General features: G+C 71.3%; 9 protein-coding genes. 5 read left to right on the top strand and 4 right to left on the bottom strand.

Features of this window, described 5'->3' with window-relative positions:
* The first annotated feature begins 245 nt into the window (after window positions 1-245).
* Genes ACFSVL_RS22905 through ACFSVL_RS22885 form a run of 5 tightly spaced genes read left to right on the top strand, consistent with a single transcriptional unit; the run spans window position 246 to window position 7,932 of the window.
* Window positions 246-1,865 carry a S1 family peptidase gene (locus tag ACFSVL_RS22905; RefSeq protein ID WP_378307345.1) on the top strand — a complete coding sequence of 540 codons (1,620 nt, stop codon included), beginning with the start codon at window positions 246-248 and terminating at the stop codon, window positions 1,863-1,865.
* On the top strand, window positions 1,862-4,141 hold the full coding sequence (locus tag ACFSVL_RS22900) for a tetratricopeptide repeat protein (RefSeq protein WP_378307343.1): 2,280 nt from the start codon (window positions 1,862-1,864) through the stop codon (window positions 4,139-4,141). Before ACFSVL_RS22905 ends, ACFSVL_RS22900 begins: the two co-directional genes overlap by 4 nt.
* Window positions 4,142-4,160: 19 nt before the next feature.
* The gene (locus ACFSVL_RS22895) at window positions 4,161-5,552 is read left to right on the top strand and encodes a VWA domain-containing protein (RefSeq protein ID WP_378307341.1); all 1,392 of its coding nucleotides are present in this window, start codon (window positions 4,161-4,163) and stop codon (window positions 5,550-5,552) included.
* On the top strand, window positions 5,549-6,634 hold the full coding sequence (locus tag ACFSVL_RS22890) for a hypothetical protein (protein ID WP_378307339.1): 1,086 nt from the start codon (window positions 5,549-5,551) through the stop codon (window positions 6,632-6,634). The genes ACFSVL_RS22895 and ACFSVL_RS22890 overlap by 4 nt, the downstream gene beginning before the upstream one ends.
* The gene (locus tag ACFSVL_RS22885) at window positions 6,631-7,932 is read left to right on the top strand and encodes an ABC transporter substrate-binding protein (RefSeq protein WP_378307337.1); all 1,302 of its coding nucleotides are present in this window, start codon (window positions 6,631-6,633) and stop codon (window positions 7,930-7,932) included. Before ACFSVL_RS22890 ends, ACFSVL_RS22885 begins: the two co-directional genes overlap by 4 nt.
* Window positions 7,933-8,490: 558 nt before the next feature.
* Here ACFSVL_RS22885 and ACFSVL_RS22880 read toward each other — a convergent pair.
* The 4 genes from ACFSVL_RS22880 to ACFSVL_RS22865 form a co-directional block, all read right to left on the bottom strand.
* Window positions 8,491-9,060, bottom strand: coding sequence for a TetR/AcrR family transcriptional regulator (locus tag ACFSVL_RS22880; RefSeq protein WP_378307335.1), 570 nt, complete (start codon window positions 9,058-9,060; stop codon window positions 8,491-8,493).
* Window positions 9,057-10,952: a YhgE/Pip family protein gene (locus ACFSVL_RS22875; protein WP_378307824.1), complete on the bottom strand. Its 1,896-nt coding sequence runs from the start codon at window positions 10,950-10,952 to the stop codon at window positions 9,057-9,059. The genes ACFSVL_RS22880 and ACFSVL_RS22875 overlap by 4 nt, the downstream gene beginning before the upstream one ends.
* A 26-nt stretch (window positions 10,953-10,978) precedes the next feature.
* The gene (locus ACFSVL_RS22870) at window positions 10,979-11,704 is read right to left on the bottom strand and encodes an ATP-binding cassette domain-containing protein (RefSeq protein WP_378307333.1); all 726 of its coding nucleotides are present in this window, start codon (window positions 11,702-11,704) and stop codon (window positions 10,979-10,981) included.
* Between the two features lie 108 nt (window positions 11,705-11,812).
* On the bottom strand, window positions 11,813-12,706 hold the full coding sequence (locus ACFSVL_RS22865; RefSeq protein WP_378307331.1) for a GNAT family N-acetyltransferase: 894 nt from the start codon (window positions 12,704-12,706) through the stop codon (window positions 11,813-11,815).
* Between the last annotated feature and the right edge of the window lie 17 nt (window positions 12,707-12,723).

The raw sequence follows: 12,723 nt of genomic DNA, 5'->3' as shown, positions 1-12,723 counted from the left end.
CCCCAAGGACGCCCGCACCGCCGACCCCGCGCACTATCCGGTTACCGCCCCTCGGCATCGGCCCATCCGCCACCGCCATCAGGACCGTCGTTGTCCCTCCGCCAGCACGGAGCGAACCCGCGAAACCCCTGTCACCCACCAGAAGTCCCGCGACGCCGCTGAACGGGTGAGCTTGCTGCTCCAGCGTGGGCCACTTTCCGCGAACGCCGCCCGGCCGCCCGCGCGCCCGGCGTAGGGTCCCCCGCGTGGGGTACCGGGCCGTGCGTCGACGCTGGCGGGTTCGGCTGCGCGGTCAGAACGGCGAGATCTGCGGGGCGGGCACCCTGCTCGACGACGACCACGTGCTCACCTGCGCGCACGTGGTCGAGCGGCCGGGCGCGGACGTCCTCGTCGACTTCGTCGGGCTGCCGGGCACTCCGGTCACGACCGGCCGCGTGGTGCCGGAGGCGTGGGTGCCGCCGGGGCGGGACGAGCGCGGCGACATCGCGATGCTGCGGCTGGCCGAGCGGGTGCCCGGGTCGCTGGGCGCGCCGCTGTACCGGATGCCGTTGTCGGACGGCCAGCCGGTGTGCGCCTACGGGTTTCCGGAGGGCGCGGACGTGGGGCTGTGGACGTTCGCCGAGGTGGCCGGCGAGGGCGGGCCTGGCTGCGAATGGGTGCAGCTGGTCCGGAAGAACGACAATCAGCCGATCACCGGCGGGTTCAGCGGCACCGCGGTGCTCGACGTCGCGACCGACCGGGTGGTCGGCATGGTCGTGTCCCAGTACAAAGCCGAGGGCGAGCGGGTCGCGTGGATGATTCCGGTCGAGACCGTTCTCGGGTACCTCGGCGCGGACCGGTGGGGGCAGGGGAGTCCGGCCGTCGACCGGACTTTCGGGCGCGAGCTGGACCGGGTCGCTTACGATCCGCAGTTCGCGCGCGAGGTCGCCGGCTGGTTCGGCGAGGGGCACGGCGTGTGGGTCGTCGTGACCGGCGAGGCCGGGTCCGCGAAAGCCGCCGCGCTCGATCTCGCGGTGGTGCTGGCCGACCGGGAGCGTTCGGCCGCCGCGAAGGACCTGCGCGACACCCTGGCCAAGGACACCTTGCCGCCGGCGGGAAGCGTCGATCTCGCGGTGGACGCGGCCGGGAAAACCACCGCGGAAGTGCGGCAGCGGCTCGCGGAGCGGCTCGACCTCACGCCGGAGGACGTCACGACGCACTCCGGCGTCGGCCGCACCGTGCTGGTGAACGCGATCGACGACGCGGCCGAGCCGGAGCAGTTGATCGGCGAGGTGATCGCGCCGCTCGCCGACCGGGCCGCGCGGCTGGGGATGCGGCTCGCGCTCGGGTTCCGCCGCGAGTCGTCGCCGGGGCTGACCGAGCTGCGTTCGCGTCGCAACGGCGCGCGGCCGGACGGGCTGGCTCGCCGGATTTCCGCGCTGGACAGGCAGATCGACGAACTCGCCGGGCTGGAGGAGCACATCGCCGAGCTGGCGCCGCGGTTCGCGGTGGGCGACGTCCCGCCGCCGCGGGTGCGTCGCCGCCGGGGCGCGGTGAGCCGGTTGCAGGAAGCGGCTGACCTCGGCGACGTCGCGTGGGCCGAGCGGCACGTCGAGGAGGTCGCCGGTGTGCTGGCCGCCGATCTGGCCGCGGCGAAAGCGGCCCGCGACCGGCTCGACGCCGCGCACGACCGCCGCACCGAGCTGCGGTTTCGGCTCGACGGCTACGGGGAGCGTGCCCGATCCGCTGGCCGGGTGGAGGATCCGCTGCTGGATTCGTTGTATGCCAAGGCCTGGCAGCTGCTGTACGAGGGCGCGTGCGATCCGGAGGAAGCCGCCGCGGCGGTCGAGGAGTTCGGTGCCGCGGTGCGCAAGGGGAGCAGATGACCGACTGCGCCCGCCCGAACTGCTCCGGCACGATCAGCCGTGCCGGGTTCTGCGCGAGGTGCGGCTGGGCACCGGGATCCGAGCCGAAGAAGCCGCCGCCGAAACCCGACGCGACGCTCGTCATCCCCGCTCCGGGAGCGAGCCGGATCGCCGACACCGTCGTCACGCGGGAGCAGCAGACCGCCGGTCACGGCACCGGCGACGACTACGTGCCGCTGCCGGTGGTCGTCCTGTCCGACATCGCCGGGCGCGTGCTCGCCGATCCGCACGTCGCCGAGGACGAACGGTACTGCGGCAAACGCGGCTGCGGAGCGCCGGTCGGCCGGTCGAGCGGAGGCCGTCCCGCGCGCACCGAAGGCTTCTGCTCGCAGTGCGGCACGCCGTTTTCGTTCTCTCCCAAGCTGTTCCCCGACGATGTCGTGGACGGCCGCTACCGGGTGCACGGCTGCATCGCCCGCGGCGGGCTCGGGTACGTCTACCTCGGCACCGATCAGCGGCTGAAGCAGTACGTCGCGCTGAAGGGCCTGCTCAACACCGGCGACGAGGCCGCGGTGCGGATCGCCGAGACCGAGAGCCAGGTGCTGACCTCGCTCGACCACCCGAACATCGTGCGGATTCACGACGTGGCAACGCATCCGGATCCGCACGGCGGGCCGGACGCGCGCTACATCGTGATGGAGTTCGTCGACGGCCTCCCGCTCGCCGAGGTGATGCGGCGCGGCCGCGCGATGCTGGACGGGCCCGAGGGCAGGCTGCTGGTCGAGCACGTCGTCGCCTACGGCCGCGAGATCCTCACCGCGCTCGGCTACCTGCACGAACAGGGGCTGCTGTACTGCGATCTGAGCCCGCAGAACGTGATCCACGGCGAGAAGCGGGTCAAGCTGATCGATTTCGGCGCGATCCGCAAGATCGGCGACCAGACCAGCCCGGTCGTCGGCAATCCGCGGTTCCAGATCGGCGCGACCGAACTGGACGAGCACGGGCTCACCGTGCGCTCGGACATCCACACCGTCGGCGCGACGCTGCGCGATCTGTTCCGCTGCAGCGACGGCTGGCCGCATCCGGCGGACAAGCGGATCGCGCTCGGTGTCGAATCGTTCACGCAGGTGCTCGACCGCGCGACCGGGCCGTACGAGCACCGGTTCGCCACCACCGGCGAGATGCTCGTGCAGCTCGACGGTGTGCTGCACGAGATCCTTTCGCTGCGCGACCGCCATTCACGGCCGTCGATCTCGACGCTGTTCACCGAAGCGGCGGTCCTGCTGGACGCCGGGCTCGGCCAGCCGCGGCCGGTCGGCGAATGGGTGCGCCGCTCCCGCGCCACCTCCGGCCCGCTCGGCACCTTGCCCAAGCCGCTCGACATCGCGCTCGGGCTGCCGGTGCCGCACGAGGATCCGCAGGACCCGGCGGTCACGTTCCTGCGCACCGTCCGTGCCCCGGATCCCGCGCGGCTGCTGAAAAAACTCGAACGAGCGGACTCGACCGTGGAGGTCGAGCTGCGCCGGTGCCGGGCGTGGCTCGAACTGTCCGAAGTGGACTCGACCGGGGCGGCGCAGGCGGGCGAACGCGTGGCCGCCGCCGAGAAGCTGCTCGGCGGCCGGGCCAAACACGACTGGCGGATCGCCTGGCACCGCGGGCTGGTCGCGCTCGCCACCGGTGCGGTGGACAGCGCGCAGGCCTGGTTCGAACGCGTGCACCGCGACATCCCGGGGGAGGAGACGCCGAAGCTCGCGCTCGGCCTGTGCGCGGAACACTGCGGCGGGCCGAAGCAGGCGGAGCGTTACTACGACGCGCTGTGGGTGCGCGACCATCTGCAGGTCAACGCGGTTTTCGGGCTGGCGCGCGGGCATCTGCAGCTGGACCGGCGCACGGCGGCGGTGGAGCTGCTGGACCAGGTCCCGGAGTACTCGCGGCACGACGAGGCGGCCCGGATCGCCGGCATCCGCGTGCGGGCGGGGATCCTGCCGGTCGGGGACGCGCTGCCGAGCATCGAGGACCTGACCGAGGCGATCGACCGGCTGTCCGCGCTGGAGCTGGACGAGGACACCGCGGACCGGCTCACCGCCGAGGTCCGCGAGAGCGCGCTGCGGTGCTTCCGGGCCGGGATGCGCGGGATGCCGCCCGGTCCGGTCCTCGGCGAACGGCTCGACGAGCACGGGCTGCGACGGCTGGCGGAGCAGTCCTACCGGCGGATCGCGCGCCGGGCGGGTTCGGCGGAGCACCACGCCGCACTGATCGACCGCGCGAACGAGACGAGGCCGACGACCTGGGTGTAGGGCGGCGAAGGGGCGAGGGATGAACACGGGTTGGGACGTCGAGGTCCATCAGAACCGTTACCTCGGCGAGGGCGACACCGAAATGCAGGCGGTGGTCACCGTTTCGGCGCGCGACGACGGCCAGGCCGAGTCCCGCGCGCCAGGCGCGGAAGTGCTCCTGGTCGACTGCTCGACGTCGATGCGCTACCCGCCGACGAAAATCGCCGCCGCGCGCCGGGCGGCCGCCGCGGCGATCGGGGCGTTGCCGGACGGTACCGGATTCGCGGTGGTCCGCGGCACCGAACGGGGCGACCTGGCGTATCCGGCCGAGTTCGGCCTCGCGATCGCGTCGGACGAAACCCGGGCGGCGGCGGTCGCGGCGGTGGAGCGGTTCGTCGCGGTCGGCGGCACCGCGATGGGCGCCTGGCTGAAGTGTGCGCGGAAGCTGTTCGCCGCCGTGCCCGATACGGTGCGGCACGCGATCCTGTTGACCGACGGGAACAATCAGTCGCAGTCCGCGGAGGCGTTGCGCCGCGAACTCGACGCCTGCGAGGGCCAGTTCGTCTGCGACGCAAGGGGAATCGGCGACGGCTGGGAGCGGTCCGAGCTGGTCGAGATCGGCCGGGTGCTGCGCGGTTCGGTCGATTCGGTGGTGCGCGACGAGGACCTGGTGGCGGACTTCCGCGAGCTGATGGCCGCGACGCTCGCCAAGGTGATCCCGGCGGCGCGGTTGCGGATCGGCGTCACCGAGCAGACCACGCTGCGGTTCGTGAAACAGGTCTGGCCGAACGAATACGACCTCACCTCGCGCTGCGTTCCCGACGGCGACGGGAGAGTGGTCCTGTCGCTCGGTTCCTGGAGCGCCGGCGAGACCAGGGAATTCCAGCTCGCGGTGCAGGCGTCGGCTGATCCGCCGGAGTACGGCTCCGACCGGATGCTCGCGTGGGTCGAGGTCGACGGCGCGGCGGATTCGGCCGTTCCGGTGCTGGCCCACTGGACTCGCGACCCGGTCGCGCCGACGCTCGTCGACCCGAAGGTGCGGCGCTACACCATGCACGCGGAGCTGAGTGAGGCGCTGGTGAGCGCCGACGAGGCGTACGCGGCGGGCGATCACGCGCGGGCGGCGCGGGAATGGGGCCAGGCCGTCGAAATCGCTTCGCGGACCGGCAACAAAGAGGTGCTGCGACGGCTCTCCCGGGTCGTCGACACCGACGGCGAAAACGTGCAGCTGCGTCCCGAGGTCACCCGCAGCGAACTCCTCAACCTGCTGGTCTCCACCGTCTCGAACGTCGGCGACGAACCCCGCGACGCCCGTCCCGCCCCGCCGCCGGACGCCAAACCGGTGCACTGCTCCGATTGCCAGGAACCCAATCCGCCCGACGCGCAGTTCTGCGAGGGATGCGGAACGCGTCTGGGCGGAGGCCCCGCGTGACGCTGCGGACGCGGCGGGTGCTCGTGCGGATCCGGGCGGTGCTGCTCGCCGGGACGGTGCTCGCGCTGGTCACGTCGTATCTCGCGGTGAGCGGCGTGGTCCGGACCGCCGACCAGATCTCGTCCGCGACCAGCCGCGCGATCCTGGAGGTCGCGGCGGCGCGGGACGCACTGGTGTCCGCCGACGCCGCGGCCATCGCCAGTTTCGCTTCGGGCGAGGCGAAACTGGCCGGACCGGGGCAGGAGTACGAGAACCGGATGGCGTCGGCGAGCCAGAGCCTCGCGCGGGTCGCGGAGTTCAACCAGGCAAGCGAGGGCGGCACCGGCACCCTGCAGACCGTCGAAGGACTGGTGGCGTCGTACTCGGGCGCGATGGGCCAGGCCGACGCGCACTTCCGGCAGCAGGGCGGGGAACTGGTCGGGCTGGCCGACCTCTGGTACGCGTCACGGCTGCTGCACGGACCGGACAATGTGCTGGAGCTGCTGGGCAAACTGCAAACGGACGAACGCGCCGCCCTGGACAGCCAGATCTCCGGCGCCCGGATGAGCGCCGGCCTGCTCGTCCTCTGGCTGCTGCCGCCGATCGTGCTCCTCGCCCTGCTGGTCGCGACACAAGTGTTCCTGCGCCAGCGATTCCGCCGCCGGCTGAACCTGCCGCTGCTCGGCGCGACTGTGCTCGGAGTCGGCGTGGTCGCCGGTCTGCTAGTGGCCTTCTCCCTCGCCGGACGGCTAGACGCGGTGCGCGAGAACGTCGACCAGGCCGTCGCGGTCCGCAAGGCAAGCATCGAAGCCGCCGACGCGAATGGCCACGCCCGCCTGGCAACCCTGCTGCAGCAACGATGCGGCCCGGCCGGCTGCGGCCCCACCGTGGACGACTTCAGCCGCCAAACCCCGACCGTCTCGACCGCCGCCCCCGCCCAAGACGCCATCACCTCGGCCGCCCGCGCCGTGAAATCCGCCGGAGATTCGGCCGCCGAATCCGGCGGCTTGCCCGTGCTGGTGCCCGCCGCGCTGATCCTCGCCGGCGGGCTCGTGGTCGCCGGGCTCTACCGGCGGATCGACGAATACCGGTACCGCCCATGAACTGTCCACTGTGGAAGAAGCTGCTCCTGCTCGCCGCGACCGCGCTGGTGACGGTTTCGTCGGCGTGCGGAGTCGCGGAGAGCAGCAACTCGGTCGGCGTGATCGGAGTGTGGACCGAAGGCGAGGAAGCCGCCTTCAACCAGGTGAAGCGCCGGTTCGAGGAGAAGACCGGCATCAAGGTGCGCTACCAGGGCACGAGGGCGGTCGAGCAAGTGCTGGCCGCCGACGTCCAGCAGGGTGCCGCCCCCGACATCGCGGTGCTGTCCAGCCCCGGCCTGCTCGCCGACTACGCCCGCCGCCACGAGATCAAGCCGCTGGACTTCCTGGAAAAGAAAGCCGAATCGTTCTACGGCAGGCAATGGGTCAACCTGCAACGCCTTGGCACCGGCAAACTCTATTCGGTAGCAGTGAAAGCCGACCTGAAGAGCGCGATCTGGTACCGCCCGTCCAGCGTCCCCGGCCCGAAACCCACCACCTGGCAACAGCTGGTCGCCCTCGCCGCGGGCCCCGGCACCCCGTGGTGCCTAGGCCTGGCCTCCCCGCCGACGTCCGGCTTCCCCGGCACCGACTGGATCGAGGACATCCTGCTGCACTCGGCAGGCCCCGAAATCTACCGGCAATGGGCAGGCGGCACCCTCCCGTGGACGTCGGACCCGGTGCGCCAGGCATTCCGCGACTGGGGCACCCTGGTCGTCCGCCCCGGCGGCATCCAAGGCGGTGCCCCCGCCGCCCTGCTCACCGACTTCCGCGACTCCGCCCGCCCCCTCTTCACCGACCCGCCCGGCTGCCGGATGGAACACCAGGGCTCGTTCGCGATGGGCAGCTACCAGAACATGCACCTGCGCACGCCGACCGGCCCGCACCCGCAGCCCGGTACCGACTACGACTTCTTCCCGTTCCCGGGATCCGGCGCGTCAGAGGTCTCGGCGGACCTGGCCGCGATGTTCGCCGACACCCCGCAAGCCCGGCAATTCCTGGACTTCCTGGTCTCGCCCGAAGCCCAGCAAATCTGGGCGGGCAACCCCAACGCGAGCGCCTTCTCCGCCGGAGCCGCCGTAGCGAAGGACGTCTATCCAGACCCGGTGAAACGCAAAGTCGCCGACACGCTGACCGCCGGAAAGCCCGTCTGCTTCGACGCCTCCGACCTCATGCCCGCGACCATGACCGGCGCCTTCTACCGCGCGATCCTGGAATACACCGCCGACCCGACACAGCTGGACACCCTGCTGAACCGCCTGGACGACACCCGCAAGGGAATCCCGCGCGAAGAATGGCTGAACGTCCCTTGTGGACAGTGACGCTCGCCGCCCTCGCCGACTGTCCGTGAGGGGAACCCTCACGGACTCTGATTCCCCCAGGGTTCCCCTCACGTCCCTCGGCGACCCCGGCGGTCCGTGAGGGACTCCTTCACGTACTTAGATTCCCTCAAGGAGTCCTTCACAGACCGCCCGCCCCGCCCGAACCGCCGCCAACGCACGCACCCACCCAGCGAGGCACCCAGCCCCACCCCCGCACCCCGATACGAAGCCTCCCTGCGGTCAGTGGGTGCTTGTCAAGGCATCTTTCCCGCCTTGACAAGCACCCACTGACCGTCAGCACAATCGGGCTTCGGGGTGCCCCACGCCGGGATTCACCCGCCCACCTGCCCGGTCAGCGGTACCCCGGTCACCGCCACCCCACTTAGCGTGACCCAAGCAGGTGTAAGCCCAACCCGGAAGGACCGAGCGATGATCAAGCGGCTGTTCCAGACTGTCCTGCGGCACGGATGCTGCTCCGCATGCACCGGCAAAGGCTGCGGCTGCTGCGCCAACTGCCACTGAACCCACCCGGGGCCCGGCCACCCGCCGGGCCCCCGCTCACCGCTTCAGCCCGCGGATCAGCAACATCACCGACCCGAGCACGTCAGCCCGGGACCGAGCGGGATGAAACACCTGCCAGTCCAGCGCCACCACCAGCATCGTCCCGAACAACCCCGCCGCCGCGGTCGCGATGTCCAGCCCGGCAGGCAGCCGCCCGGCCGAATCGAGCCGCTCCAGCTGGGCCTTCACCACCGCGATCAGCTCTTCCCGCAGCAGCGCCAGCGTGTCGTGCCACCGCCCCGGCGTATGCCACAGCTCGCTCACCACGATCTGCGAAAACCCCGGATACTCCGCGATGAACTCCAGCGTCGTGTCCACCTGGGCCTCGATCACCGCCAGCGGATCGTCATCCGTCCCGGCCGCCCGCAACCGCCCGGCAAGCAGGTCCACGCCGAACCGCAGCAGCGCGTCGACCAGGCCGTCCTTGGACCCGAAGTTGTAGTAGACGGTGCCCTTCGCGACCCCGGCCTCGGCCGCGATGTCGTCGACCGTCAGCCCGACGAGGCCCCTGCTGGCCGAAAGCCGCAGGGTGGCCTCGAAGAGCTTCCGCTTGGTCGCTTCTCTCACAGGCTCAGCTCGGGCTTGAGCGCGGAGACCGACCACGTCCGGTGTTTGCGCGCCGCGAGAGTGGACAGCAGGATCCCCCCGACGAGGTACGCCACCAGCACCCCTACGTCACCGAGGATCTGCATCGACGCGCCGGAATAGAGCAGGTGCCGGAACCCGTCGATGGCGTAGCCCATGGGCAGCACTATGTGCAGCGGATACAGCGCGTCCGGAATGGTCTGCCAGGGGAACGTGCCGCCCGCGCTCACCAGCTGCAGCACCAGCAGCACGAGCCCGAGGAACTTGCCCACCGCGCCGAAGAGCGCGTTCAGCGCGTGCACGATCGAGGTGAAGGCCAGCGACACCAGGCAGGCGAAGCCGATCGCGCCCAGCGGATGCGCCACGTGGATGCCGACCAGCCAGGTCACCGCGGCGAACAGCACGATCACCTGCCCCAGCCCCAGCACGGCCGAGGACAGCCAGCCGCCGAGCGCGACCCGCAGCGGCGACGCGCCGGCGGTGAGCGCGCGCGTCGACAGCGGCCGGATCAGCAGGAACAGGACGAACGCGCCGATCCAGGTGGCCAGCGAGATGAAGAACGGCGCGAGCCCGGCGCCGTAGGTGCCCGCCGACGCGACGCCGTTCGACGTGACCGCGACCGGGTCGGCGATCGTGTTCGCGGTGGCGGTGCGGGTCGGGTCGTCCGGATTCGGGATCTGCTTCAGCCCGGCGGCCAGTCCGTCGCGCAGCTTCACCGAACCGTCGGCGAGCTGGTCGGTGCCGGTGACCGCGGTCTTCTCGCCGTCGTTGAGCTTCGCCGCTCCGTCCCGCAGCTGGTTCGCGCCGTCGGACGCCTGCGCGATCCCGTTGGCCAGCTGCGGCGAGGCCGACGCGAGCTGGTGCGCCCCGTCGGACACCTGACGCGCGCCGCTGGACAGCTTCTGCAGGTCTCCGTTGGCGGACTGGATCTTCCCGTTCGCCTGGTTCGCGTCCGTGCGCAGCTTGTCGTAGTCGGCCAGGATCGAGTTCTTGAGGTCCTCCGACATCCCGGATTCCTGCAGTTTCGCCGCCAGCTGGCTGCGATAACCGTCGATCCGGCCCATCACGTCCGACGAGGCGGACGCGGCCAGCGAGCCCGCGCTCGCCACCTTCTGGTTGCCGTCGGCCACCTGGCCCGCCCCGTCGGCGAGCTTCTGCGTCTGGCTCGGCAGCTGCGCGGTGCTCGATTTGAGCGTGCCCAGCCCGGTGGCGAGGCTGGACGACCCGGTCGCGAGCTGACTCGCCCCGTCGGCCAATTGATGTTGCCCGGTCTGGAGTTTCGCCGCGCCGTCGGCGAGCTGCTTGGCGCCGTCGGTCGCCTCGGAGATCTTGCCGTAGATGGTGGAGAAGCCGACGAGGAACTTGTCCGCGGCCTCGCTGCCGACCTTCTCCGCGATCGTCTTGCGGACCTGGTCGGCCACCTGTTTCGCGATCGTGCCGGACAGATAGTTGTTGGCGTCGTTGGTGGTGAGCGTGATGGTCGCCTGCTCCGGCTCGAAATTCCCGGACGACAGCAGCGCCTTCGAGAAGTCGTGCGGGATGCCGATGGCGAAGGAGTACTTGTCGTCCCGCACGCCGTCCCGGGCGTCCTTTTCGGACACTTGATGCCACTGGAAGGTGCCGGACTTCACCAGCTCGTCGGTGACCTCGCGGCCGACGTTGCGCTCGGCTCCGCCGGAATCCTTCGCGCCCGCGTCCTCGGTGAACACCGCGGCGGGCAGCTTGTCGAGGCGGCCGTAAGGGTCGTAGTTCGCGTAGAGGTAGAACGACGCGTACAGCAGCGGCACCATCACGAGCGCGAACATGGCGAGCTTGGGCAGCGTGCCGGTGGACAGCCTGCGCAGCTCGTTGCGCGCGATCCGGAACGCGTTCAGTCCGCCGGCCCGCTTGTGGGGGGTGGTCATGCCCGGTCTCCCTCGGAGTTCTCGGTTTCGGCGGTCAGTTCGGCGGTGTCCGGGAGTTGCTTCGTCTGCTCGGCCTCGGCTTCCGGCGGCACGTACAGCCGGACCGGATCCGGTTGCTCGGCCTCGCCGACCTTGGCGGGCGCATAGGGGAGCGCCGACACTGGCGTCGTCGCGGCCAGCACGGCCACCGCGAACCCGCGGGCGGCGTGCTCCTTCGCGACCGCGGCCCATGAGTCGACGTCGCTGGTGTGCCGGTCGGGCGCGTCGAGAACGAGCACGCGCACGCCGTCGCGTTCGGCGGCCAGCGCGGTGAGCAGCCGGGTGCGCAGCGCGGGTTCGAGGCTCTCGAACCGGCTGTCGGCGTACGGCCCCGCGTCGTGTTGCGAGAGCCAGGCCGCGACCGCATCCTTGCCGGAAGGACGGTGCGCGAGCGCCAGCTCCTCGGCCGCGACGACGCGCAGGGACAAGGCCTCGTCCGGCTCGCTGACCCCCGGCGAGTCCACCACGGCCACGAGCCGGCGCAGGTCGCCTTCCGGGTCGGCGGTCACGGTGCCGGTGGTCGGCTTCAGCCGTCCGGCCAGCGCGAGCGCCAGCGCGGTGATGCCGACTCCCGGCTCGCCGTGCACCACGGTGAGGCAGCCCTCCTCGACGGTGAGCGAGGTAGGCGGCAACAAGGGGCCGTGGGGACCCTTCAGGGACACCCGGTCGGCACGGACCTGCACAGGACACACTCCACGGATTTTGAACTGACTAGTCAGTTCAAAAGTTAGTCCCGGCCTGGAGGGGTCGGCAAGGCGGCTCGCCGGACGTCACACCAAAGAGCGGCGGGTTCAGCGCAGGGCCCACGCTGGGTGTGCTTCCCAGGAGGTCCACAGCGGCCGGTAGCCCTGCCGGTGCCAGAACACCGACGACAGGGGATTGGTCGGGTTGTAGTAGAGGTAGGTGCCGGTCGCGCCCAGGTTCAGCAGTTCGCGGTGCGCGCGGGCCATCAGCGCGCGGCCGATCCCCTTGCCGCGGCTGGCGCGGCCGGTGACGACGTTGTTCACGTAACCCCAGCGTCCGGTCGGCAGCAGTTCCGCGGCCTCGTTCCCGGGCACGGATTCGACCCAGTCGCACTGCGCGAGCGCCACTACTTCGCCGTCGGCTTCGGCGACCCAGGTCGCTTTCTCGCCGAGCGCGCGGCGCAGCGCCGGGCCGAGCAGTTCCGCGGTCTGCTCTCGCTTCCGGTGCGCGACAAGGCCGGTGTAGTCGAACGTCGCCGTGCACAACGCCAGCGCCGCGGCGTAGTCGTCCGGCCCGGCGAGGCGGATCGACGCGTCGGCCCCGGTCTCCTCCGGCACGACAGCGGGACGGACGGCCAGCGCGGACAGCGGAACCAGCCCGTGGTCGAGAAAAGCCCGGATGGCTTCGGCGTCGCGGCTCGGCCAGTTGACGACGCACGCCGAATCGGGCCCGGGCGCTTCAGTGTCCACTTCGGACCGAAGCGCGCCGAGCAGCGCGTCGAACCCTTCGGTGCCCGCCGTCTCCGGATCCGGGAACAGTTGCCACACCTCGGCCGCCGACCACAGCAGGGGAGCGTCGCCCGGACCGTGCCGGTACCGCTGGAGCATCGCGGAAACCCGCGCGCCGGAAGCGGTCACGGCGTGCAGCCGGTCGCCGCTCGCGAGCGGGACGGGCGGCGGCAGGAGCGGGTCGAGTCCGGCGAATCGGCCTGCGTCGGTCACCTTCGCAGCGTAGCCGG

Source organism: Amycolatopsis silviterrae (assembly GCF_042684085.1).
GTDB classification, from domain to species: domain Bacteria; phylum Actinomycetota; class Actinomycetes; order Mycobacteriales; family Pseudonocardiaceae; genus Amycolatopsis; species Amycolatopsis silviterrae.
This window is presented reverse-complemented; position numbering and strand designations above follow the sequence as displayed.